This window comes from Lysobacter auxotrophicus, assembly GCF_027924565.1.
Taxonomy (GTDB): Bacteria; Pseudomonadota; Gammaproteobacteria; order Xanthomonadales; family Xanthomonadaceae; genus Lysobacter_J; species Lysobacter_J auxotrophicus.
Genome location: NZ_AP027041.1, coordinates 1,201,805 through 1,225,999 on the forward strand (window position 1 = coordinate 1,201,805; position 24,195 = coordinate 1,225,999).

21 protein-coding genes and 1 pseudogene are annotated in these 24,195 nt (G+C 68.1%); 16 read left to right on the forward strand and 6 right to left on the reverse strand.

Translation table 11 applies throughout. The features are described 5' to 3' along the window. Positions 1-136 precede the first annotated feature (136 nt). The 8 genes from folP to LA521A_RS05520 all read left to right on the forward strand — a co-directional run bounded on the left by folP (position 137) and on the right by LA521A_RS05520 (position 8,513). Positions 137-1,036 carry a dihydropteroate synthase gene (folP, locus tag LA521A_RS05485; protein WP_281781321.1) on the forward strand — a complete coding sequence of 300 codons (900 nt, stop codon included), beginning with the start codon at positions 137-139 and terminating at the stop codon, positions 1,034-1,036. Between the two features lie 797 nt (positions 1,037-1,833). Continuing rightward, positions 1,834-2,808, forward strand: a complete 975-nt coding sequence (gene miaA / locus LA521A_RS05490; RefSeq protein WP_281781322.1) for a tRNA (adenosine(37)-N6)-dimethylallyltransferase MiaA — start codon at positions 1,834-1,836, stop codon at positions 2,806-2,808. 136 nt (positions 2,809-2,944) lie between these two features. Then, entirely contained in the window at positions 2,945-3,220 is a 276-nt protein-coding gene (hfq, locus tag LA521A_RS05495; RefSeq protein WP_281781323.1) for an RNA chaperone Hfq, read from the forward strand. Positions 3,221-3,336: 116 nt separating this feature from the next. Beyond that, positions 3,337-4,653, forward strand: a complete 1,317-nt coding sequence (gene hflX / locus LA521A_RS05500) for a ribosome rescue GTPase HflX (protein ID WP_281781324.1) — start codon at positions 3,337-3,339, stop codon at positions 4,651-4,653. Positions 4,654-4,765: 112 nt separating this feature from the next. Beyond that, on the forward strand, positions 4,766-5,881 hold the full coding sequence (hflK, locus tag LA521A_RS05505; protein WP_281781325.1) for an FtsH protease activity modulator HflK: 1,116 nt from the start codon (positions 4,766-4,768) through the stop codon (positions 5,879-5,881). Beyond that, a complete protein-coding gene (hflC, locus tag LA521A_RS05510) occupies positions 5,878-6,741 on the forward strand; it encodes a protease modulator HflC (protein ID WP_281781326.1) in 864 nt (287 codons plus the stop codon). Before hflK ends, hflC begins: the two co-directional genes overlap by 4 nt. 19 nt (positions 6,742-6,760) lie before the next feature. Continuing rightward, a complete protein-coding gene (locus LA521A_RS05515; protein ID WP_281781327.1) occupies positions 6,761-6,949 on the forward strand; it encodes a DUF2065 domain-containing protein in 189 nt (62 codons plus the stop codon). Between the two features lie 271 nt (positions 6,950-7,220). Further along, positions 7,221-8,513 (forward strand): adenylosuccinate synthase, encoded by a 1,293-nt coding sequence (locus LA521A_RS05520; RefSeq protein ID WP_281781328.1) that lies wholly within the window; start codon positions 7,221-7,223, stop codon positions 8,511-8,513. A gap of 70 nt (positions 8,514-8,583) precedes the next feature. Here the strand turns inward: LA521A_RS05520 and LA521A_RS05525 are convergent, their stop codons facing one another. The 3 genes from LA521A_RS05525 to LA521A_RS05535 form a co-directional block, all read right to left on the reverse strand. Then, entirely contained in the window at positions 8,584-10,695 is a 2,112-nt protein-coding gene (locus tag LA521A_RS05525; protein ID WP_281781329.1) for a methyl-accepting chemotaxis protein, read from the reverse strand. Between the two features lie 124 nt (positions 10,696-10,819). Further along, entirely contained in the window at positions 10,820-11,461 is a 642-nt protein-coding gene (locus tag LA521A_RS05530; protein ID WP_281781330.1) for an exopolysaccharide biosynthesis protein, read from the reverse strand. Beyond that, positions 11,445-12,782 (reverse strand): hemolysin family protein, encoded by a 1,338-nt coding sequence (locus LA521A_RS05535; RefSeq protein WP_281781331.1) that lies wholly within the window; start codon positions 12,780-12,782, stop codon positions 11,445-11,447. The genes LA521A_RS05530 and LA521A_RS05535 overlap by 17 nt, the downstream gene beginning before the upstream one ends. 278 nt (positions 12,783-13,060) lie before the next feature. Here LA521A_RS05535 and LA521A_RS05540 point away from each other — a divergent pair, with 278 nt between their 5' ends. The 3 genes from LA521A_RS05540 to LA521A_RS05550 are packed head-to-tail and all read left to right on the forward strand — an operon-like array spanning position 13,061 to position 14,953. Further along, a complete protein-coding gene (locus tag LA521A_RS05540) occupies positions 13,061-13,687 on the forward strand; it encodes a DUF47 domain-containing protein (RefSeq protein WP_281781332.1) in 627 nt (208 codons plus the stop codon). Next, the gene (locus tag LA521A_RS05545; protein ID WP_281781333.1) at positions 13,687-13,815 is read left to right on the forward strand and encodes a hypothetical protein; all 129 of its coding nucleotides are present in this window, start codon (positions 13,687-13,689) and stop codon (positions 13,813-13,815) included. Before LA521A_RS05540 ends, LA521A_RS05545 begins: the two co-directional genes overlap by 1 nt. A gap of 10 nt (positions 13,816-13,825) precedes the next feature. Then, positions 13,826-14,953, forward strand: a complete 1,128-nt coding sequence (locus LA521A_RS05550) for an inorganic phosphate transporter (protein WP_281781334.1) — start codon at positions 13,826-13,828, stop codon at positions 14,951-14,953. 109 nt (positions 14,954-15,062) lie between these two features. On the opposite strand, the gene LA521A_RS05555 is transcribed toward LA521A_RS05550, so the two are convergent. After that, on the reverse strand, positions 15,063-15,473 hold the full coding sequence (locus LA521A_RS05555; RefSeq protein WP_281781335.1) for a hypothetical protein: 411 nt from the start codon (positions 15,471-15,473) through the stop codon (positions 15,063-15,065). Positions 15,474-15,512: 39 nt separating this feature from the next. Between LA521A_RS05555 and LA521A_RS05560 the strand changes: the two are divergent. Both LA521A_RS05560 and LA521A_RS05565 read left to right on the forward strand, forming a co-directional pair. Continuing rightward, positions 15,513-15,845, forward strand: a pseudogene (locus tag LA521A_RS05560) (MGMT family protein); the annotation flags it as partial. A 213-nt stretch (positions 15,846-16,058) separates the two neighbouring features. Beyond that, on the forward strand, positions 16,059-16,715 hold the full coding sequence (locus LA521A_RS05565) for a rhomboid family intramembrane serine protease (protein WP_281781336.1): 657 nt from the start codon (positions 16,059-16,061) through the stop codon (positions 16,713-16,715). A gap of 197 nt (positions 16,716-16,912) precedes the next feature. Here the strand turns inward: LA521A_RS05565 and LA521A_RS05570 are convergent, their stop codons facing one another. Both LA521A_RS05570 and LA521A_RS05575 read right to left on the reverse strand, forming a co-directional pair. Continuing rightward, on the reverse strand, positions 16,913-18,928 hold the full coding sequence (locus LA521A_RS05570; RefSeq protein WP_281781337.1) for a M13 family metallopeptidase: 2,016 nt from the start codon (positions 18,926-18,928) through the stop codon (positions 16,913-16,915). Positions 18,929-19,100: 172 nt separating this feature from the next. After that, complete coding sequence (locus LA521A_RS05575) at positions 19,101-21,209, reverse strand: M13 family metallopeptidase (protein ID WP_281781338.1); 2,109 nt, start codon at positions 21,207-21,209, stop codon at positions 19,101-19,103. Positions 21,210-21,514: 305 nt separating this feature from the next. On the opposite strand from LA521A_RS05575, the gene LA521A_RS05580 reads away from it, so the two are divergent. Genes LA521A_RS05580 through LA521A_RS05590 form a run of 3 tightly spaced genes read left to right on the forward strand, consistent with a single transcriptional unit; the run spans position 21,515 to position 24,117 of the window. Continuing rightward, positions 21,515-22,642 carry an alpha/beta fold hydrolase gene (locus tag LA521A_RS05580; protein WP_281781339.1) on the forward strand — a complete coding sequence of 376 codons (1,128 nt, stop codon included), beginning with the start codon at positions 21,515-21,517 and terminating at the stop codon, positions 22,640-22,642. Positions 22,643-22,668: 26 nt separating this feature from the next. Further along, the gene (locus LA521A_RS05585; RefSeq protein WP_281781340.1) at positions 22,669-22,992 is read left to right on the forward strand and encodes a thioredoxin family protein; all 324 of its coding nucleotides are present in this window, start codon (positions 22,669-22,671) and stop codon (positions 22,990-22,992) included. A gap of 48 nt (positions 22,993-23,040) precedes the next feature. Then, positions 23,041-24,117 carry an ROK family protein gene (locus LA521A_RS05590; RefSeq protein ID WP_281781341.1) on the forward strand — a complete coding sequence of 359 codons (1,077 nt, stop codon included), beginning with the start codon at positions 23,041-23,043 and terminating at the stop codon, positions 24,115-24,117. Positions 24,118-24,195: the final 78 nt, after the last annotated feature.

The window sequence follows — 24,195 nt, forward strand, 5'->3', positions numbered from 1 at the left end:
CGAAGCCACTGCCGGGATCGCGCGCCGTATCGCCCGGGTGCGCTTGGCTTGCCCGGGCTACACCGGCAACGACGCAATGACGCCCGCGTGCTGTCAGCCCGTAAGATCGCGCTTTCCCCTGCGATCACGGTCCGCCATGTTCGACACCACGCCCATCCTCGACTGCAACGGCCGCCCGCTCGCGCTTGATCGCCCGCGCGTGATGGGCATCGTCAACGTCACGCCGGATTCGTTCTCCGATGGCGGCGCGCACGACACGCTGGACGCCGCCGTGGCTCACGGCATGAAGCTCGCGGAGGAGGGCGCCGACGTGCTCGATATCGGCGGCGAGTCCACGCGTCCCGGCGCGGCAGAGGTGCCGGTCGAGGAAGAACTGCGTCGCACGATTCCCGTCATCGAACGACTCGCGAAGCAGACGACGCTGCCGATCAGCATCGACACGTCCAAGCCCGAGGTGATGCGCGCCGCCGTGCAGGCCGGCGCCGGCATCATCAACGACGTCTACGCGTTGCGACGCGAAGGCGCGCTCGATGCCGCGGCCGGACTCGGCGTGCCGGTCGTGCTGATGCACATGCAGGGCGAGCCGCGTTCGATGCAGGACGCACCGCAGTACGACGATGTCGTCGCCGACGTGCATCGCTTCCTCGCCGAGCGCATCTTCGCCGCCGAAATGGCCGGCATCGCGAAGAAGAAGATCGTCGTCGATCCGGGATTCGGTTTCGGGAAGAACACGCAGCACAACCTCGCCTTGCTCGCGCAGCTGGAGCGTCTTGCCGAGCTCGGCGTTCCGGTGCTCGCCGGCCTGTCGCGCAAGCGCACGATCGGCGAACTCACCGGGCGCGACGATCCCCGCGAACGCGCGATGGGTTCGGTTGCAGCGCACCTCATCGCGGCACAGCGCGGCGCGAAGTTGCTGCGCGTGCATGACGTCGCGGCGACCGTGGACGCGTTGAAGGTCTGGAGCGCGGTAGCCGCGCAGGCGATGCCCCGCGCGAAGAGCACGCCGTCGATGCCGAAGTGGCCGGACGACGAGTGATTCGCCGGTTGGCGATTTTTTGACCGAACATGCTACGCGCCTTGCGGGGCAAGGCGCGCAGTGCGATACGCACATCGCTGTCCGCATGCTTGTCCACAGCAGGTGTGGATACCGTGCGATGCGATGCCGAAAACGACCCCGACGTCAAACGATTTCTCTGGTCAATTTTTAGCCAAACTTCGGCAACGCTTGCGGCGCAAGGCATGCAGCGTGGTCTCCACACCGATGTCCCAAGGCTTGTCCACAAGCGATGTGGATAGCCGTCGTCGGCGCATGCGTGGGCACTGCAGCGCGATGCCGAATTCGCCTCGCAAGTCAAACGTTTTTCGCGATCAATTTTTCGCCAAACCTCTTGCAATGCTTGCGCTGCAAGGGGTGCAGCGTGGTCTCCACATCGATGTCCCAAGGCTTGTCCACAGGCGGTGTGGATAGCCGGCATTACCGTGCCGGGTAGCGTGTTCGCACGCATCGTGGTCGATGCCGAAAGTGCCGTGTTCGTCAAGCAGAACGTGTGGTGATTTTTTAGCCAGAATTGCGCGCGGCCCCGTGGCTGCGATGTCTGCGGCGGATGCCCACATCGCTGTCCGCAGGCTTGTCCACAGGCTGTGTGGATAGCCGTGGCGAGCTGGCCAAAATTTCGCCAAACACCCGAAGAACCTTGCCGCGCCTGGGCTGGACTGTCTTATCAACAGCTTTGCCCCAGCGGTTCTCCACACCTTGTGTGGAAAGCGCGGGTGGCGGCGTTTTCCCCGACGCCGCCCTGTGCGAGGCTACGCCCTCGACCCGTCGCCTCCGACATGCCCGCCGACACGCGCCCCATCGCGATTGCCCTGATGGGCCCGACCGCCTCGGGCAAGACGGCGCTCGCGCTCGACTGGGCGGAGCGCTTCGGCGGCGAGATCGTCAGCGTCGATTCCGCGCTGGTGTACCGGCGCCTCGATATCGGCTCGGCCAAGCCGACGCCCGACGAACAGGCCCGGGTGCCGCACCACCTGATCGACCTGCGCGAACCGTGGCAGCCGTATTCGGCGGCGGAGTTCGCGCTGGACGCGCGGCGCGCGGTGGAGGACATCGTGCGTCGCGGACGGCTGCCGATCCTGGCGGGCGGCACCGGCCTGTACTTCCACGCGCTGCTGCACGGTCTTTCGCCGATGCCGGAGGCGGACGCGGCGACGCGAGCCCAGCTGGAAGCCGAAGCGGACGACCGCGGCTGGGTGGCGCTGCACGCCGAGCTGACCGCGATCGATCCCGAGGCCGCCGCGCGCATCCACGCCACCGACGCCCAGCGCATCCAGCGGGCGCTGGAGGTGTTCCGGTTGTCGGGCCGCACGATCAGCGATTGGCGCCGCGAGCCGCGGCCGCCCCGCCTGCCGGTACGGGTCCTGAAGCTGGTGCTCGCGCCGGCGGACCGCGCCGAACTGCACGAGCGGATCGCCCGCCGCTTCGACCTCATGCTGCAAGCGGATTTCCTCGACGAAGTGCGCGCGCTGCGGGCCATGCCGGAGCTGCGCGCGCACCCGGCGCCGCTCGACCTTCCGGCCTTGCGCGCGGTCGGTTATCGCCAGGCCTGGGAGCATCTGGATGGCGCGACCACGCCGGCCCAGTTCCGCGACCGCGGCATCCAGGCGACCCGGCAGCTCGCCAAGCGCCAGCTCACCTGGCTGCGCGGCGAACTCGACGCGATGTGGTTCGATCCGCTACGGCAGCGCGAGGCCCTGGAGGCGGTGCGGACGGGCTTCATGGGAGCGGCCGGGGAGCCCGCGACGGGTTGAATCCGGTGCGCGTGCATGGCCGCGGGTTTGCGCTACCATCGGGCCGTCGCCGCTGTGGGGACGGGCCGGCGATCGCGGCTCGGCTGCCGTGCGGCTGCAACACCACTGATAACTAGAACGAGTTGGGGAACAACGCATGTCCAAGGGACAGTCTTTGCAGGATCCTTTCCTGAACGCGCTTCGTCGCGAACGAGTGCCGGTTTCGGTCTACCTGGTCAACGGCATCAAGCTGCAGGGCACCATCGAGTCCTTCGACCAGTTCGTCGTGCTGCTGCGCAACACCGTCAGCCAGATGGTCTACAAGCACGCCATCTCCACCGTCGTGCCGGCGCGCAACGTGCGCGTGGGACCGGGCGGCGGCTACGTCCAGTCGTCCGAATCCGGCGGCGAGGACACCGAGGAAACCGAATAACCCGCAACGGCGGCCGGCGATCCTGACCGGCCGGCGGCGCGATGACCTGCGGCCCTTGTGCGGCCGCGGGTCGGTGCCCATCTTGTCTTCCTGTCCCGGTACAGGTTGACCTCCGTTTGTTCGAACGATCCCGCAAAGGCGAGCACGCCCTCCTGATCCAACCCCATGCCGGCGGACCGCCGGACGAGGGACTGCTGGAGGAGTTCGCCGATCTCGCCCGTTCCGCGGGCGCCACGGTCGCCGCGGTGCTCACCGCACGCATCGACCGTCCCAACGCCGCGATGCTCATCGGCAGCGGCAAGCTGGAAGAAGTGAAGGCGGCCGCCGACGCGACCGGCGCCGACCTCATCCTGGTGAACCATCCGCTCTCGCCCGGCCAGGAGCGCAACCTCGAGCGTGCGCTGCAGCGCCGCGTGGTCGACCGCACCGGCCTGATCCTCGACATCTTCGCCCAGCGCGCCCACAGCCACGACGGCAAGCTCCAGGTCGAACTCGCCCAGCTCAAGCACATGGCCACGCGACTGGTGCGCGGCTGGACCCACCTGGAGCGCCAGCGCGGCGGTTCGATCGGCCTGCGCGGCCCCGGCGAAACGCAGCTGGAAACCGACCGCCGCCTGCTTCAGAAGCGGCTGGAGCAACTGCAGCGACGCCTCGAGAAAGTTGAAGTGCAGCGCACGCAGATGCGCCGCGCGCGCGTGCGCAGCGAGCTGCCGCGGGTGGCGCTGGTCGGCTACACGAACGCCGGCAAGTCGACGCTGTTCAACGCGATGACCGGCGCGGACGCCTACGCCGCCGATCAGTTGTTCGCGACGCTGGACCCGACGGTGCGCCGCATCGAACTCTCCGGCGGTGGCGTCGTGCTGGCCGATACGGTCGGTTTCGTGCGCGACCTGCCGCACGAACTCGTCGCCGCGTTCCGCTCGACCCTGTCGGAGGCGCGCGAAGCCGACCTGCTGCTGCACGTGGTCGACGCCGCCGATCCGCTGCGCGACGAACGCATCGCGCAGGTGGACGAAGTGCTCAAGGACATCGGCGCCGGCGAACTGCCGCAGGTGCTGGTGTTCAACAAGATCGACCGGCTAGGCGAGGACGGCGAAACCGTCGCGCCGCGCATCGACCGCCCGGCCGAAGGGCGCGTCCGCGTCTGGTTGTCCGCGCGCGATGGCGTGGGGCTGGACCTGCTGCGGCAGGCGCTGGCCGAAGCGCTGGAGCTGCGGCACGTGGTGGGCGAGGTGCGGTTGCCGCCGCAGGCCGCGAAACTGCGCGCGCGCCTGCACGACCTGGGCGCCGTGCGGGGTGAGGAGCACGACGAGCACGGCTGGCGCATCCGCGTCGACCTGCCGCTGGCCGATGCGCAGCGCCTGTTCGTCCAGGCCCACGGCGAAGCGCTGCGGCCGCTTTTGCCCGAGCAGGACGACGAGGATGCGGCCTGAGCGGGTTCGCGGCGCGCCCGCGCGCCTTGCTTGAGGCACATCGCACCCCCACCTAGAATCGACGCACGCCCGCGCGGCTGAATGCGGCGGCAATCCCCTCCTTGGAGCAGGCATGGCCTGGAACACCCCTGGCAGTGACAATTCCGGCGGTCCGAACGGACGAAATCCCCGCCGCCGGCCCGGCGGCCGCGGCCTGGACGCGCTGATCGATCCGCTGCGCGGGCTGTTCGGAGGCGGCGCTGGTGGCGGCGGGAGCATCCTGCGCTGGGTCGGGATCGTGTTCGCGCTGTGGCTGGTCTTCAACTGCTTCGTCCTGGTGACCGAGCAGGAGCGCGGCGTCGTGCTGCGCTTTGGCCAGTTCTCGCGCGTGCTGCAGCCCGGGCCGCACTTCAAGCTGCCCTGGCCGATCGAGCGCGTGACCAAGGTCAACGCCACGCAGAGCAACGCCTACAGCGACACGGTGCCGGTGTTCACCCGCGACGCGAACATGGTGAACGTCGAGATCAACGTGCAGTACCACATCGGCGATCCGCAGATGTACCTGTTCGGTTCGCGCGACGCCGACCGCGTGCTGAAGGAAGCCGCGCAGAGCGCCGTGCGCGAACAGGTCGGCCGTTCGGACCTGGACACCGTGCTCAACGCCCGCGCCGAACTCACCACTACCGTGACCGAGCGCCTGCAGGCATCGCTGCGCGCGTACCGCACGGGCCTGGTCGTGACCGAGCTCAACCTCCCCAACGCGCGTCCGCCGGATGAAGTGAAGGACGCGTTCGACGAGGTGCAGCGCGCCGCGTCCGACAAGACCACGCAGATCAACCAGGCGCAGGCCTACGCCAAGCAGGTCGTGCCCGAAGCGCGCGGCCAGGCGGCGCAGGTGCGCGCGGCGGCGGAGGGCTACAAGACGGCCTCGATCGCCCGCGCCGAAGGCGACGCCTCGCGTTTCTCGCAGATGGTCGAGCAGTACAAGGCCGCGCCCGACGTCACCCGCAAGCGTCTGTGGCTGGACACGGTGCAGGACGTCCTGTCCGACAACCGCACCATCGTCGGCGGCGATGGTCGCAACGTGATCTACGTGCCGATGGGCGAACGCCGCGCGCCGACGCCCGCGCCGAACTCGCCGCTGCTCACGCCCGACCTGCTGGCGCCGACCACCAGCACCGAACCGGCCGACTCGGCCCGACCCGCACGCTCGGCCCGGCCTTCCGGTCGCGAGGAGGTGACGCGATGAAATTCTCCCTGTGGATCGCCCTCGTCGTCGCGGCGCTGTTCGCGCTGCTCGGCTCGGTGTTCGTCGTCAGCGAAGGCCACAGCGCCATGGTGCTGAACCTGGGCCGCGTCGTGCGCACCGACATCGGCCCCGGCCTGCATTTCAAGTGGCCGCTGGTCGAATCGGCGCGCGTGTTCGACCGCCGCCTGCAGGTGCTCGACGCCGAACCCGAGCGCTACCTCACCTACGACAAGCAGAACGTGAGCGTCGACTTCTTCGCGCTGGGTCGCATCAACGACATGCGCGCCTTCTACCGTGCGACCGGCGGCGACGAAACCACGGCCGTCGCGCGACTGGCGCCGATCATCCGCGATTCGCTGCGCAACGAGATCAACTCGCGCACGCTGCAGCAGGTGGTGTCGGGCGATCGCGCGGCGACCATCGGCGGGCAGCTCGCGGCGATCAACCGCGGCGCCGAGACGCTGGGCGTGAAGATCGTCGACATCCGCATCAAGCGCATCGACCTGCCGCAGGACAGCAACGTCGTCGGCTCGGTCTACAACCAGATGCGCAGCCAGCGCCTGCAGGTTGCCAGCCAGCTGCGCGCCGAAGGCCTGGAGCAGGCGCAGGCGATCCGCGCGAAGGCCGATCGCGACAAGCAGGTGATCGTCGCCGAGGCCGAACGCGACGCGCAGAAGCTGCGCGGCGAGGGCGATGCCGAAGCCACGCGCCTGTACGCGCAGGCGGCCAACAAGGATCCGGGCTTCTTCGCGTTCCAGCGCAGCCTGGATGCGTACCGCAAGTCCTTCGCCAACGGCGACGGCGTGATCGTGCTGAGCAAGGACGATCCGTTCCTGCAGTACCTGCGTTCGGAGCGCTGATCGTCATGTCCGGGGCCGCGTGTTAGAGCTCATCTCGGCCCTGTGCCTGGTAGCGGTGCTGGAGGGGCTGTTCCTATTCGTCGCGCCGCGCGGCTGGAAGCGGGCCGCCGAGCAGCTCCATGCACTGCCGGACCGTCACCTGCGCGTGGTCGGTGCGATCGTGGTCGGGCTCGGGCTGTTGTCGTTGTGGCTCGTTCGGGCGGTCTGACGCCGCGTAACGCCGCCAACGCCGCTGGCCTTCACGCGCGGACCTGATCGAATCGGTCGGTTCGCCGGTGTGAAGGCCGCTTCGGCGCGGAACCGCGTGCCGATCGTCGTGCCGGGGTGGTCCCACCCACCCAAAACCCGGATAATGCACAAAAGCCGGACGGGGCCCAGCGCCCCGCCGGCTTTCTTGCTGTTTGCGGGGCGCCGAAGCCGGGCGGCCGCAGGCGGCCCGGCCGCGCGGCCATCCAAGCAATGGAGTCAGGAGCTTCGAAATGGGTCAGTCAGTCGTCGTTCTCGGTGCCCAGTGGGGCGATGAAGGCAAGGGCAAGATCGTCGATCTGCTCACGCAGGACATCGGGGCGGTGGTGCGTTTCCAGGGCGGCCACAATGCCGGCCACACGCTGGTCATCGGCGGCAAGAAGACCGTCCTCCACCTGATTCCCTCCGGCATCCTGCGCGAAGGCGCGCTGTGCCTGATCGGCAACGGCGTCGTGCTGTCGCCGGCGGCGCTGAAGAAGGAGATCGCCGAGCTGGAAGCCAACGGCGTGGACGTGCGTTCGCGCCTGAAGATCAGCCCGGCGACGCCGCTGATCATGCCGTACCACATCGCGCTGGATCAGGCCCGCGAGAAGGCCGCCGGCGGCAAGGCCATCGGCACCACCGGCCGCGGCATCGGCCCGGCGTACGAGGACAAGGTCGCGCGTCGCGGCATCCGCGTGGCCGACCTGCATTACCCGCAGCAGCTCGCCGAAAAGCTGCGCACCACGATGGACTACCACAACTTCGTGCTCACCAAGTACCTGGGCGTGGAAGCGGTGGATTTCCAGCAGACGCTCGATGAGGCGCTCGCGTTCGGCGAATACGTCGAGCCGATGAAGTCCGACGTCGCCGGCATCCTGCACGAGCTGCGCAAGCAGGGCCGCAAGGTGCTGTTCGAAGGCGCGCAGGGTTCGCTGCTCGACATCGACCACGGCACGTACCCGTACGTCACCTCGTCCAACACGACCGTCGGCGGCGCGTATGCCGGCACGGGCGTGGGCGCGGATGCGATCGACTACGTGCTCGGCATCGCCAAGGCCTACGCCACGCGCGTCGGCGGCGGTCCGTTCCCGACCGAGCTGGACGATGAGATCGGCCAGGGCCTGCGCGATCGCGGCCAGGAGTACGGCGCCACGACCGGTCGCCCGCGTCGCTGCGGCTGGATGGACATCGTCGCGCTGCGCCGCGCGGTGGCCGTCAACGGCATCACCGGCCTGTGCATCACCAAGCTCGACGTGCTCGACGGCATGGAGAAGCTGAAGATCTGCATCGCGTACGAATACCGCGGCAAGCGCACCGAGTACGCGCCGCTCGACGCGGCCGGCTGGGAAGAATGCACGCCGGTGTACCTGGAATTCCCGGGCTGGGAAGAGAGCACGCACGGCATCACCGAGTGGGACAAGCTGCCGCCGGCGGCCCGCGCGTACCTGCGTGCGCTGGAGGAACTGGCCGGCTGCCCGATCGCCATCGTGAGCACCGGTCCGGATCGCGACGCGACGATGGTGCTGCAGGATCCGTTCGCCTGATACGCAACGGACTGTGATGCGAAAAGGCCCCGCATTGCGGGGCCTTTTCTTTGGCTGCGATCCCGCCGACTCACGCCGCCGCGGCGAACGCCTTCGTCGTACCCTGCGTGCGGAAGACCGACACGGCGTTGCCGAGCTGCGCCGCCTGGTCGACCATCGACTTGGCCGTGGCCGAAGCTTCCTCGACCAACGCTGCGTTCTGCTGCGTCGCTTCGTCCATGTGCACGACGGTGCGGCTGACCTGCTCGATGCCGGTGGCCTGTTCCTGCGAAGCGGCGGCGATTTCCGCCATCAGGCCGGTCACGCGCTGCACCGAATCGACGATGCGTTGCATCGTGCCGCCGGCCTGCGAGACGAGCTGCGAACCGCTGGCGACCTGCGTCACCGAGTCGTCGATCAGGCCCTTGATCTCCTTCGCCGCGCCCGCCGAACGCTGCGCGAGCGCGCGCACTTCGCCGGCCACCACCGCGAAACCACGGCCCTGTTCGCCTGCGCGTGCCGCTTCCACCGCCGCATTGAGCGCGAGGATGTTGGTCTGGAAGGCGATGCCGTCGATCACGCCGATGATCTCGGCGATGCGACGCGACGACTTCTCGATCCCTTCCATCGTCGCGACGACGTCGCCGACCACACGGCCGCCATCGCGCGCCACGTCGGCCGCGTCGGCAGCCTGCTGGCTCGCTTCGCGTGCGGTCTGCGCGTTCTGCCGCACGGTGGTGGTCAGTTCCTCCATCGACGCCGCGGTTTCCTCCAGGCTCGCCGCCTGCTGTTCGGTGCGCTGCGCGAGGTCGTTGTTGCCGGCGGAAATCTCCGCCGCGGCGCCGTTGATCGCGCGCGTCGCCGCGGCGATGCCACCGACGATCTCCACCAGCTGCGCCACGGTCGCGTTCGCGTCGTCACGCATGGTCGCGAACACGCCACGGTGCTCGCCCTCCATGCGTGCGGTGAGGTCGCCGTCGGCAATGGCGCGCAGCAGCGAGGAGACCTGCTGCAGGTTGTGGTTGGTGCCGGACATCAGGCGGTTGAGGCCGCCCACCATCTCGCGGAAATCGTGCTGGAACGCCGCTTCATCGCCGCGCGTGGCGAAATCGCCCTGCGCCGCGCACGCGACGAGGCGGCGGATCTCGGCGTTGATGGCGCCGAGGTTGCGCTTGGATGCGGCCATCGCCTGCGTGATGGACGCTTTCTCGCCTGGCAGTTCCTCCATGTCGACCGACAGGTCGCCCACGGCGTAGCGCTGCATCACGCCGAGCATGCGTTCGATCAGCGCCACCTGCGTGGCGACGAGCGCGTTGGTGTCCTCGACCATGCGGCCGAACGCGCCGGGGAAGCGCGAAGCGTCCATGCGGAAACCCATCTGGCCGGCGTCGTGGCGCGCGGCCATGTCGGCCTGCGCATCGGAGACGGCGGTGAGCGTCGCGGTGACCTCGAGCATGGCGCGGGCGAGGGTGCCGATCTCGTCGCGCGTGGTCACCGCGAGGCGCGCATCGAGCTCGCCTCGCGAGACCGACTGCGCGGCGCGCGCGACGTCCACGATCGGACGCACGATCGCGCGGCGCACCCACCAGCCGATGACGGTGATCAGCGCGAGCGCTGCGAACACGGTCAGCGCGGCGGCGATGACGAGGCTGCGGCGCGAATCCTGCGAGTTCTTCTGCACGGCGGCGTCGGCCAGCACCTTGGTGCGGTCGATCAGCGTTTCCAGCGTGCGCGTGGGTTCGCGGTCCATGCCGTGCACCGCGGCGTCGCCGACGCGCGTGTCGTAGCCCGAATCGGCGAAGGTCGTCAGTGCGGCGAGATAGCGCGCCTGCAGGGTCTGGTGTTGCGCCGCGAAGTCGCGCGCGATCTTCGCTGCGCCGGGATCGGCCAGGCCGTCCGCGAGGCGCAGCGTGAGGTCGTGCACCTGCGCGCCGTTGTCCTTGAACGCGGTCAGGTGCTTCTCGCGCATCGCCGCATCGTTGCCGCGGATCAGCACGTTCTTCCACTCCTGCACTTGCGCGCGGAATTCACGGCCGACGCGCTCGGCGTCGGTGGCCTGCTGGACCTGGGGCGGGACTTCGGTGGACAGATTGAGCCACGCGGAGGCGAGACCGCCGAGCGCGCAGAAGAGGATGACGGTGAGGCCGAGCGCGAGCGCGCCCAGCAGTTTGGTTTGCAGGCTGGTCGAACGTGGGGAAGTCATGGGATTTCTGGAGGCCTAAGGGACGCAGGACCTCCATTCCCCGCATGGCCACTATCGGCCTGTGGGCGCGGCCCTTTAGCAGGCCGCAGCGCATCTTTCGTTCAGTTTTCGCGGATCGCAGCAGCTAGAACAGCATGTCGATCCAGCCCGCGGCGGCAGTCGCCAGGCTGCCGGACAGCACGCCGAACACCCCGATCGCGATGACGCCGGCGCCCCACGCCACCGCCATCAGCCAGCCGTCGCGTTCGAGCAGTGCGAACGCGAACAGCAGCAGCAACGCGCCGAACAGGTAATTGGTGAAGGGGATCGGCAGCGACAGCAGCAGGCCGAGCAACACCAACAGCACGCCGGTGAAGAAGTCGGCGACGCGATGGTCCAGCAGCACCGGCAGGCGCGGCTTCACGACCTTCTCCAGACGCGTGAGCCACGGCGCCAGCAGGTCGCGGAAGCGCGCCATCGCATGGCGATGCGGCCCGCGGCGCGCGAGGAATTTCGGCAACCACGGCTGGCGCAGGCCGATCAGCAACTGCAGGCCGATGAGGATCACCAGCGGTCCACTGATCGCGCCGCCCACGCCCGGGATCGGAATGAACGCCGGGATGGTCGAGACGAACAGCAGCATGCCGAAGGAGCGATCGCCCAGGCCGTGCAGCACATCGCCCATGCGCAGCTGTTCGTCCGGATCGCCCGCCGCGAACACGTCGAGCAGGGCGCGCGTGCCGGCCTCGCGGTACTCGTGGCGGTCGTGGTCAGCCGGAGGCGTCATCCGTCACCGGTTCGGGTTCGGGCTTCCGTGCGAGCAGCAGCTTGTCGATGCGCGGGCCGTCCAGGTCGACGACTTCGATGCGCCACTGCGCCCAGTCGAAATGCTCGCCCACGTAGGGAATGCGACCGAAGTGCGCGATCACCATGCCTGCGGCGGTGTGGAAATCGTGCTCGTCCTCGTCGGGCAGGCGCCCGCCGCCGATGAGTTCGCGCAGGTCTTCCACCGGCAGCGAGCCGTCCAGCAGGAACGAGCCGTCGGCGCGCTCCACCACCGGCGCATGGCTGTCGTCCTCGGCCTCGCCGAGCACGCCGCCGATGGCGTGCACGCGTCCGACGATGGCGTCCATCAGGTCGGCCACGGTGACCATGCCGGTAACGTCGCCGTATTCGTCGACGACCAGCGCGAGCGATTGCTGTTCTTCGCGGAAGATCTCCAGCAGCTTCATCGCGTGCGTGGATTCGGAGACGAACAGCGGCTCGCGCAATTCCTTGAACAGATCCGGGGCGCGTTCGTCGAGGCGATCCAGGAGCGATTTGACCTCCAGGATGCCCAGTACCTCGCTGTCGTTCTCGCGATACACCGGATAGCGCGAGAACGGCGTCTCGCGCATCGTCGCCAGGTTCTCGGCGAAATCGACCGAAGCATCGAGCCACGTGATGCGCGTGCGCGGCGTCATCAGGCTCTCGGCGGTGCGATCGCCCAGGCCCAGCACGCGGTTCATCATCTTGCGCTCGTCGGCGTCGATCACGCCCTGCTCGTGGCCTTCGCTCACCAGCAGGCGGATTTCCTCTTCGCTGATGGCGTTGCGCGCGTCGTCCTTCACGCCGAGCAGGCGAAGGAACAGCCGGTTGATCGCGCCCAGCGAGGCGACGATGGGACGCGCGATGCGCGACAGCCAGTACAGCGGAATGGCGACCGAGCACGCGATGCGCTCGGACGCGGTGAGCGCCAGGCGCTTGGGGATCAGCTCGCCGAAGATGACGGAGGCGGCCGTGATCAGCGTGACCGCCGTGCCGATGCCGATGGCGCGCGCGTACTGCGCCGCGTCCGGCCAGACGCCCTGGAACCAGCTGGCGATCGCCAGGCCGATCGACTCGCCGCCGAAGGTGCCGGTGAGGATGCCGATGCCGGTGATGCCCACCTGCACGGTCGAGAGCAGGTTGTCGGGATGCTCCGCCAGCTCGAACGCGACCTGCGCGCCGCGGCTGGTTTCGGCCATCTGCTTGAGTTTGATCTTGCGCGAGGTCATCAGCGCCATCTCCGACATCGCGAAGAAGGCGTTGAGGACGATCAGGGCAATGACGATCAGCAGTTCCAGCATGCGGTCCGTCCGTCAGGATGTTGGCAGGCTGGGGTGCAGGCGCCGTGAGGGCGCTGGCCGTGTGGGCGCGCGATGCGCGCGAAGGCGGGGGTGGGCGGCCGTTCTGGGTCGTCGTCCATTGCGTGGAGGCTGGGTGAAAAGGGGGATAAGCGTCTGGATGGTAGCAGGACGGCGGAAATCAACCCGGCAACGGGCGCGCGCCGATGTCCCCAAACCGTCATAATTCGCCCCGCAGACCCACCGAGCCGGCCGTTCCGGCACCACGAGGCCCCCTCCGCATGTTCTCCCTGCAAACGATCTTCGGCCAAGGCAACCAGTTCTATACGCTGCTGGAAGAGGCCGCCGTCGCCGCCCACGACAGCACCCGCGCCCTCCACGCCATGCTCAAGGCCGCCGATCGCCAGCCCGCGCTGGACGCCTTCAAGCTGGCCCGCCAGCGCGAGCGCGAAGCGTCCGACAAGATCAGCCACGAGCTGGTCAACAGCTTCATCACCCCGATCGAACGCGAGGACATCGAAGCCCTGGCCTCGGCGCTGTACAAGATTCCCAAGCAGGTCGAGAAGTTCGCCGACCGCTACTCGCTCGCCACGCGCCACCTGGAGCACATCGATTTCGCGCCGCGCGCGGCGATGCTGGAGCAGGCCTCGGCGGTCGTGGTGAAGATGGTGCACGAGCTGCGCAACCTGAAGCTCGAGCCGATGAAGGCGCTCAACGACCAGTTGCGCTCCATCGAGAACGAAGCCGACCGCCTGATGCTCGAGCTGTACCGCGACATCTACTCCGGCCGGCTCGACAACCTGCAAATGTTCCTGCTCAAGGAATTCTTCGAGATCCTGGAGAAGGCCATCGACCGCTGCCGCGAAGCGGGCGTGGTCGCGTACGAAATCGTGTTGAAGAACTCCTGATGCATACCGCACGACGCTCCACGCACACCGGCTTCGGCGGCGCGTGCATCGGCGGTGCCGATGCACTCAAGTCGCTTACCCATAACCCCGCCTCGCCGCTGCGCGGCGAGTCCGCCCCCTCAAGCTAAGGGGGCAACGATGCTGACCCTCGTTCTGGTGGTGGTATTCGCGGCGCTTGCCTTCGAGTACATCAACGGCTTCCACGACACCGCCAACTCCATCGCCACCGTCGTGGCGACCAAGGTGCTGTCGCCGATCCAGGCGGTGATGCTGGCGGCGAGCACCAACCTGCTGGGCGCGCTGTGGGGCACCGCGGTGGCCAAGACGATCGCGTCCGGCCTGCTCGACACCGGCGTGGTGGAAGTCACCTCGCAGCTGATCCTGTGCGCGCTGCTCGGCGCGATCGTGTGGAACCTGATCACGTGGTGGAAGGGCCTGCCGTCCTCGTCCTCGCACGCGCTGATCGGCGGACTGTGCGGTGCGGCCGTGGCCGCGGCCAGCAACAACTTCCACTCGGTGATCTGGTCGCAGCCCGCGGACCCCTGGTACAAGAGCGCCGGCGTGCTGTGGAAGGTCGTCGTGCCGATGTTCTCCTCGCCGCTGCTCGGCTTCGCCGCCGGTTTCCTGGTGATGGGCGTGCTGTTCGCGATCATCTCCTTCATGGCGCGCAGCGGCGGCATCCTGGGCCGCATGGCGCGTCCGCGCTGGGTCAATGCGTTCTTCGGCAAGGCGCAGCTGGCCTCGGCCGCGGGCATGGGCTTCGCGCACGGCATGAACGACGCGCAGAAGACGATGGGCATCATCGCGCTGGCGCTGGTCGGCGCGCAGTCGGCGGGCACGCTGGACAACCTGCCGTCGTGGCTGGCGTTCCTGCATCCCTCGCAGGCCGCGCTGGAGAACAACGACATCGACCTGTGGATCAAGCTCACCTGCGCCATCGTGATGGCCGCCGGCACCGCCGCGGGCGGCTGGCGCATCATCAAGACGCTCGGCCACAAGCTGGTGAAGCTGCATCCGATCAACGGTTTCGCCGCCGAAACCAGCGCCGCGGCGGTGATCATGGCCGCCTCGTCGCTCGGCATCCCGGTGTCGACCACGCACAACATCTCCTCGGCCATCATGGGCGTGGGCACGGCCAAGCGCTTCAACGCGATCAAGTGGACCGTGGTGGAAAAGATGATCTGGGCGTGGATCCTCACGATCCCGGCCGCTGCCGGCATCGCGTATGCGTTCTTCGAGGCGTTCCGGTTCTTCGGCTGGGCGTGACCTTCCGGGATTCCTGATAACCATCACAAGCAGCGAAAAGGCCCGCCAATCGGCGGGCCTTTTGTTTCACGATCTTTCGATTCCCGATTCCCGATTCCCGGATCCGGCCTCAGAACAGATCGCCACCGGCCGACAGCATGCGTTCCATGCGATCGCCGAGGCCGCCGATTTCCAGCACGAGGCGATCGATTTCCGCCGCGTCGAGGCCGTCGTAGGGACGGTTCTCGCACAGTTGCAGGTGCGGCACGCCGTCGAGGTCGCCGATCGCCAGATACCCCACGCGGCTCTGCCAGTTGAAGATCAGTGCACGCTTCGCGTCCAGGCCGGTGATCGGCGCCACCGCGGTGCTGACGCGCAGGTACGGGCGGCCGTCGTCGTCGTCCAGTTCGGACAGGAAGATCGCCTGGTGGCGGGTGCCCTGTTCGAGCGACAGTTCGATGCACAGCACGTCGACGTCGTGGTCGGTCAGGCGGAATTTCGCGGCCTGGAGGTGGCTGCGGATCGAATCGAAGTTGCGCACGGAGCGGCTCCTGCCGGGGGAGACCGGTATGCTACCGCGATGAGCAAGGCGCCTGCCGACGACGCACATGGACGGATTCTCGCCGCGATCCTGGCGATCCCCGCGGGCGAGGTCGCGGGCTACGGTGAAGTCGCCCGTCGCGCGGGCCTGCCGGGACGTGCGCGGCTCGTCGCGCGGCTGCTCGGACAGAACGAGGATCCCGCGCTGCCGTGGCATCGCGTGCTGCGCTCGGACGGCCGCATCGCGTTTCCGGAAGGCTCCAGGGGCTTTCGCGAACAGAGCCAGCGCCTGCGCGCCGAGGGCGTGCGTGTGGAATCGGGCAAGGTGAAGGGCCAGCGCGCCGCCGCGACGCTGGACGAGCAGATGTGGGGCATGCCGATGTCGGCGCCGCCGCCCACGCGCCCGCGTCGCAGTGCGCCCGTCAAGACGTCCAAGACCGCCCGCAACGCGGCGAAGCCCGTCGCCGGCAACGCCCGGCGGCGCGGCGCCAACGGCTGATCGACGAAGCCGCCCGCGGCGTGTATCGCGCGCGAACGCAGTCGGCCGTCGCGGCGGCTACCATGTAGTGCACCCGAAGGAGCCGTGATGTTTTCCAACCTTCCCCCCGTCACCAAGGCCCTGCTCATCGCGAACGGACTGGTGTTCGTGCTGCAGCTGATCATCGGTGACGTCGCACTCGCGCAATTCATGCTGTGGCCGCCGCACAGCGATGCCGACCTGTACGGCGTCGGCTTCATGCCGTGGCAGCTGGCCACCTACGGTTTCATGCACGGCGGCTTCGCCCATCTGCTCTTCAACATGCTCGCGCTGGCGATGTTCGGCGCGCCGCTGGAGCATGTGTGGGGCGATCGCCGTTACCTCACCTACTACATGGTCTGCATCGTGGGCGCCGCGCTGTGCCAGCTGGCGGTCGGCATGTGGACGGTGTCGCAGGGCGAAGCGGCGTATCCGACCGTCGGTGCGTCCGGCGGCATTTTCGGACTGCTGCTCGCGTACGGGATGCTGTTCCCGAACCAGCGCGTGATGCTGCTCATCCCGCCGATCCCGATGAAGGCGCGCACGCTGGTGATCGTCTACGGCGCGATCGAGCTGCTGCTGGGCGTGACGAACACGATGCCGGGCGTCGCGCATTTCGCGCACCTGGGCGGAATGCTGTTCGGCTGGCTGCTGATCCGCTATTGGCGCGGGCAGCCGCCGTTCCGGCGCAAGGGTGGGCCGCCGCGCATGCGTGTGGTGAGGTGATCGCAATCGATGCGCTGTCGATCGCCATAGGCCCGTCATTGCGCCCCTGATCGTCATCCCCGCGAAGGCGGGGATCCAAGGGCTCTCCACGCTTTCCTTTTGTAGCCCGGGTAAGCGAGGCGCATCCGGGAACACTGCCGCCTGTCCAACCCGGGTGCGCTTCGCTTACCCGGGCGACAACCGCAAAATCCGCTGCCTTACGGGAACAGCCGGATCTGCTGATCCGCTGCCAATTGCATCGCCGTCCCTGCCTTGCAGGCATTGGCTTCGCCGAACGAAGCCTGGTTGCGCAGCGGGCCGTTCGTGCGCCACTGGCCCGGCGCATGCACGCTCGTTGCGGCGCGCTGGCGTGCGACGTCCTCGCTCATGCGCTGCGGCCACAGCGACGCCCAGCCCTTGTAGAACGACTGCTGCGTCGGCTTGGCGGCCGACGCGTCGGCCGCGCGGAACGCCGACCATGCCAGTTCGACGCCCGCCATGTCGGCGATGTTCTCGTCCGCCGTCTGTGCGCCGTTGACCTTCACGCCTTTCAGGTCGGGGAAGTCGAAGCCGGAATACTGCAACGCGACGCGCTTGCCCAACGCATCCCAGGCGCTGGCTTCGGCCGGCGTCCACCAGTCGCGCAGGTCCTGCCTGGCATCCACGTAGCGGCCGCGATTGTCGAAGCCATGGCTCAGCTCATGACCGACGAGCGCGCCGTACGAGCCGTACAGCCACGCCGCGTCCTTCGTCGTGTCGAACACCGGCGGCTGCAGCATCGCCGCGGTGACGATCAGGCGGTTCTGCGTGATGTCGTAGGCGAGTGAGGGATCCTGCGGCAACACGTCCCAGCGACGATCGGCATTGCCACGGCCGATGCGCTTCATTTCCTCGCGATGGCGCCACGTCGAGGCGATCAGCATGTTGCTGCCGAAACTGCCACGGCCCATCGGCTGCACGGTGTAGTCCAGGTCGCGATTGGGCGTGCCGACTTCGATCTTCAGCTTGTCGAGCTTCGCCTTCGCTTCGGCCTTCGCGGCCGCGCTGAAACGCGTGTCGCGCTCCAGCGCCTGCGCCAGCGCGTCGCGCACCTGCGCCGCCATGTCTTCGGCGCGCTTGTCGGTCGCCGGCGAATAGTACCGCGCCGCGTATTCGTGACCGACCATCGGGCCGGCGGCAAGCGTGATCGCATCGAGCACCTGCTGCGGGCGCGACAGCGGCGCAGCGAGGCCGCGCAGCACGCGGCCCCGGAATTCGAACTCCGCGTCGCGGAAGGATTTCGCCAGGTACGGCGCCATCGCGTCGCCCACGCGCCAGCGCAGGTACGCCTTCCACTGCGCGGGTTTGAGGCTGCCGACGAGGTTGTCCAGCTGCGCGAACAACTGCGGATTCGCCATCGACACGCGATCGTCGCTGACGCCCTGTGCTTTGAGGAAATCCCCCAGCTGCAGGCGCTTGTACTGCTTGGCCAGCGTCTTCGTGTCGACCGGCGCGAAGTTCGCGCGCGGATCGCGTAGATCCAGCAGCGACTTCGATGCCGTTGCGATACGCGTTTCCAGGTCGAGCACCGATTGCGCGTCGGCCTTGAGCTGCGCTTCCGGCGTGCCGGTCAGCGCGAGGATCTTTTCGATGTAGGTCCGGTACCGGGCCATCAGTGCCTGCGTATCGGCGTCGTTGCGCGTGTAGTAGGCCGGATCGGGCAGGCCGAGGCCGCCCTGCGCGAAATAGCCGATGTGCCGGTTCAGATCCTGCAGGTCCACGTCGGCGCCGAAGTTGAACACCACCGGGATGCCCACCTGGTGCAGCGCGGCGATCGACGGCGGGATGTCCTTGGCGTTCCTGATGGCGTCGATGCGCGCGATCAGCGGCGCGATTGGCTGCGCACCATCGCGCTCGACCGCGGCTTCGTCCAGGCCGCTGGCCCAGAAGTCGCCGAGCAGTTTCTGCACGTTGTTCTGCGGCGACTTCGACGCGGCATCGAGCAGGTCGAGCTGCTGCTGCCGCGAGCGCGCGGTGAGCTGTTCCAGCGCGGAGGTCGAGCCCGACGCGGGCGGCGTCGTATTGCTGCGCAGCCAGTCGGCGTTGGCGCTGGCGTAGAAGTCGGTGCAGGCGGTCGGTGCGGCCGGGGCCTTGGGCTTGGCGCGCTTCTTCTGCGCGTCGGCGTGGGGCATGGCGATGAGGCAGGCGATCAGCGCGCAGGCGAGCGGACGCAGGGTCATGGCGGCACGGTTCATGGCGGCTCCGGACCTGGGGGGAGGGCAGGGTGGCCGGAGTCTAGCAACGGGGATGTGAGCGCCCGTGCTCACGCGCCCGCGTTGCCTTGAGAAAAAAAGAAGGCCCGGGGAACCCGGGCCTTCGCGCGGCCGACGACGAGTGCGGCCGTGTCTTACGGTGTAGCCTTCGCGATTACCAGATCACGACCTGCTTGTCGCCTTCGCGCACCATCGGCTGGCCCGGCTTGCACTCGAACGCGGCGGCGAAAGCCGGCAGGTTCGACGGCGCGCCGATCGCGCGGAAGTTGGCCGGCGCGTGCGGGTCGGTCTTCAGGCGGACCTGCAGCTCTTCGGGCTTGAAGTTGCGGCGCCACACGGTGCCCCAGTTGAGGAAGAAGCGCTGGTCGCGGGTCAGGCCGTCGGTCTTCGGATCTTCCTTGCCTTCGGTCGCCTTCTTCATCGCGTCGTAGGCCGTCGCCAGGCCGCCGAGGTCGGCGATGTTCTCGCCCAGCGTCAGCTTGCCGTTGACGTGCGCGCCCTTCGCGGCTTCATAGCCGTTGAACTGCTGCACCAGCTTGTCGGTGCGGCCGGTGAAGCCCTTCGCGTCGGCGTCGGTCCACCAGTTCTCGAAGTTGCCCGAGGCACCGAAGCGGCTGCCCTGGTCGTCGTAGCCGTGCGTCATTTCGTGGCCGATCACCGCGCCGATGCCGCCGTAGTTGGTGGCGTCGTCGGCGTTCGGATCGAAGAACGGCGGCTGCAGGATGGCGGCCGGGAAGACGATCTCGTTCTGCAGCGGGTTGTAGTAGGCGTTCACCATCTGCGGCGGCATGCCCCATTCGGTGCGGTCGACCGGCTTGCCGATCTTGCCCAGGTTCCACTTGTAGTTGAACTCGTTGGCGGCCAGCACGTTGCCGATGTAGCTGTCGCGGTTGGTCTCAAGGCCGGACCAGTCGCGCCACTTGTCCGGGTAACCGATCTTCGGCGTGAAGGCGGCCCACTTCTCCTCAGCCTTCTTCTTGGTCTCGTCGGACATCCAGGCGAGGTTCTCGATGCGCGTCTTCAGCGAAGCGGAGAGGTTCTTCACCAGCTCCTCCATGCGCGCCTTCGACTCGGCCGGGAAGGCAACCTTGACGTACATCTGGCCCATCGCTTCGCCGGCTTCGTTCTCGATCGTGTCGAGCACGCGCTTGCCGCGCTCCTTCAGCTCGGACTGGCCGCGCAGGGTCTTGTTGTAGAAGTTGAAGTTTTCCTGCACGAAGTTGTCCGACAGGAACGGCGAGGCGCTGTCGACCGTGTGGAAACGCAGGTAGCTCTGCCACTGCTGCGCCGGCACGTCGCCCAGCATCTTGCTCACCTCGGCGTGGAACTCCGGCACCGACAGCGAGAACATCGCAGGCGCCGCGACGCCCTGCGACTCGAAGAACTTCGTCCACGGGAAGTTCGGCGCCAGCTTGTCGGCGTTGGCCAGGCTGACCGGGTGGTAGTACAGCGACACGTCGCGCGAGAGTTCCTCGCTCGACTTGGAGACCTTGGCCAGGCGCGTTTCGAACGCGATCACGTCCTGCGCCTGCTTGGCGGCATCGGCGGCCGGAACGCCCGACAGTTCGAGCACCTTGGCGATGTGCGCCTGGTAGGCGTCGAGCTTTTCCTTGTTCTCGGCCTTGGTGTAGTACTCCTTGTCCGGCAGGCCCAGGCCGCCCTGCGAGGCGTAGGCGATGTTGTTCTTGGAGTCCTTGAAGTCCGCTTCGGCGCCGAAGCCGAACAGGTAGTTCTCGCCCTTCGCCGCCGTGGTGCGGATGTAGTCGGCGATCTTCTCCGGGGTGTCGAGCGCGGCGATCGCGTCGAGCTTGCCCTGGATCGGCTTGATGCCTTGTTCGTTGATCTTCGCCGCGTCCATGCCGGTGGCCCAGAAGTCGCCGACGATCTTCTCCACGCCCTTGGCGTTGGTGTCGGCGGCGGCCTGCTCGGCCAGCTGGCGCTGCACGGCGGTGGAGCGCTCGTCGAGCATTTCGAACGCGCCCCACGAGGTGCGGTCGGCCGGGATCGCGTTGGCGGCGAGCCACTTGCCGTTGACGTAACCGCCGAAGTCGTCGCACGCGTTCTTGGAGGTGTCGAGGTCAGCGACGGTGAAGCGGTTCACGCCCGGCAGCTTGCTCTCGTCGAGCTTGTAGGCGACGGCCGTGTCGGCCGGCTTGGCGGCGTCGGCCGCCGGGGCGGCGGCTTCGTCCTTCTTCCCGCACGCGGTCAGCGCGGCGGCGACGGCAAGGGACAGGACAAGGACTTGGGGTTTCTTGAGGCTCACGAAGGGCTCCAGCCGGCAGGCATAAGGGAGTTGGGACAGACCCCTGGCGGGGCATCGGGCGACATTAGACCCGATTGTCCCAAGTCGAGGGTGTCGAAGGTCACGTTGACGCGGCCGCCCGGAACCCCCGGTTGGCCGCCCGGACGGGTGGACCGCCCGGTCCGGCAAAGTCGCCGTTCGCGAGCGGCGTCTGCGTGGGTTTGGCGCGCGCGAACGTACCCCGCAACCGCACGCGCGCTGAACGTATCCCTTGTAGCAAGGCGAGGGCGCTTGCCAAGCTCCGCCGATCCGTAAGGGGGATATTCATGAAACGACTGCCGATCGTGCGTTTTCTCGTCGCCTGCGCGCTGGCCGCGGGCGCCTTCGCCGCGCATGCGCAGGCCTGCAAGGACACCGCCGCCTACGAGCCGGCGCGCAAGATCATCGCCGACCTTGGCCGCATCGAAACGCCCAACGGCGTGCAGGCGTCCTACAAGACCCGCATCAACGGCATCGACCAGTGGGTCAGCGTGCGCGGCCAGGATCGCGACAACCCGATCATCCTGTTCGTGCACGGCGGCCCGGCGTCGCCGCTGACGCCGACGCTGTGGCAGTTCCAGCGTCCGCTGGAGGAGTACTTCACGATGGTGACGTACGACCAGCGCGGCGCGGGCAAGACCTTCGTCGCCAACGACGAAGCCAAGGTCGCCGATACCATCCACATCCCGAACTTCGTCGACGACGTCGTCGCGATGGCTGAAGATGTGCGCGCGCGTTACGGCAAACGCAAGCTGATCCTGATGGGCCACAGCTGGGGCACGATCATCTCGATGCAGGCGGCGCTGAAGCGGCCGGACCTCTTCCACGCGTACATCGGCATCGGCCAGGTCATCAACGTGCGCGAGAACGAACGCATCAGCTTCGATTTCGCGATGGCGACGGCAAAGGCGAAGGGCAACGCCGAGGCGGTGCGCGAGATGGAAGCCATCGCGCCGTATCCGGGCAACACGCCGATCACGCGCGAACGCATCATCGCCGCGCGCAAGTGGGCGCAGTACTACGGCGGCCTCACCGCCTATCGCGACGAATCCATGTACTTCCACCGCGCGCCACTGCTGTCGCCGGAATACACCGATGCCGAACGTTGCGCGGTCGATGGCGGCAACGTGTTCACGCTCGGAAGGATCCTGCCGGAGTTCCTGCAGGTCGACATGTCGGGCGTGCGCGAATTCCCGATCCCCGTGCTGATGTTCATGGGCCGCCACGACTACACCACGCCATCCGAACCGACCGATGCGTGGCTCAAGCAGGTGAAGGCGCCCTACAAGCAGGGCGTGTGGTTCGAGCACGCCTCGCACATGGTGCCGTGGGAGGAGCCGGGCAAGCTGCTGGTGAGCCTCGTGCAGTACGTGCGTCCGCTTGCCGACGACACGCGCGGCGTCACGGCGAAGTAACGTCTCCTCCGGTTTGCTTTGACGCGATGGCATACGTGCGCACCTACACCGCCGACGAGCCCGCCCGCGCCGAGGTCGACGCATGGGCGGGCACGTCGGTGCTCGAGTTCGGCACGAACTGGTGCGGCTTCTGCACCGGCGCGCAGGCGGCGATCGAAGCCGTGCTGTCGCCGCGCGACGACGTGCGCCACGTGAAGGTCGAGGACGGCCCCGGCCGTCCGCTCGGTCGCTCGTATCGCATCAAGCTTTGGCCCACGCTGGTCGTGCTGCGCGATGGCGAGGAGGTCGCCCGTGTCGTCCGGCCTTCGAATGCGGAAGAGATACGGCAGGCGCTTGCGGCGGTCGAATAAGGCACCTGCTTTGACGCGCCCTAACTGTCGCGCGCCGGAAGATGGCGCATGGCCGACCAACCCGCTCGCAAACGTCCCGCAACCCGCCGCACGAAGACCGGCGGCCCGCACGGCGTTTCGCGCCTTCCGGGGCTGACGATCGACAGCTACAACCTCGCGATCCCCGATCCCGATGGCGAGGGCTTTCTCGGCGATCGCGCGAGCCAGACGGCGTTCCGCGAGGTGCTCGACACCGTGCGCAAAATGCACGCGACCGGCAAGGACCCGTTCGGTCGCACGCGCAGCGACGAGCTGTCGAAGAAGGACATCGACCTGGTGCTGCTCGGCGGCGATGCCGATGCCTCGCACGTGACGCACCTGGCGATCGAGGAGTACGCGCGCCGGCTCGTGCATGTCGTGCAGTGTTTCCGCGCGCAGCCGTCGTGGAGCGAGGTGAAGCGCATCGTGATCGGCGGCGGCATGCCGGAAGGCCAGTTCGGCAAGCTCGCCATCCGGCGCGCGCAACGCATGTTGCGTGGCGCGCGCAGCGGCGTGTCGCTCTGCGTGCTTTCGCACGATCCCGACGAGGGCGGACTGATCGGCTGGACGCAGTTGCTGCCGGCGCGCTTCCGGCGCTCCGACGCGTTCCTCGCCGTGGACGTGGGCGGCACCAACATCCGCTGCGGCATCGTCGAGCCGCGGCTGGACCGGTCGGCCGACGGCGCGAAGGCGCGCGTGATCGAAAGCATGCAATGGCGCCACGCCGACGACGATCCCGATCGCGGCGAAGCCATCGCGCGCCTGGCGGCGATGCTCAACGGTCTGTCCGCGTTCTCGCGCACGATCGGGCTGCGGCTTGCGCCGTTCGTCGGCATCGCGTGCCCGGGCCAGATCGAGCCGGACGGCCGCATTCCGCAGGGCGCGCAGAACCTGCCGGGCGACTGGGAAGCGCCGTTCGATCTTCCGCGCGAGCTCACGCGGCGCCTGGACCGCATCGGCGGCCGCGCGCCGGTCGTCGCGATGCACAACGATGCCGTCGTTCAGGGCTTGAGCGAGCGGCCGCGCATGCGCGCGGCGACGCGATGGGGCGTGCTTACCATCGGCACGGGCCTGGGCAACGCGAGCTTCACCAACCTGCGCGGCTGAGGCGGTCGTCACGCGCGACTCACGGCAAGCTCCACGTCGGAATCACGTTGCCTCGCGAAGACTTCGGCCGTCACCCAC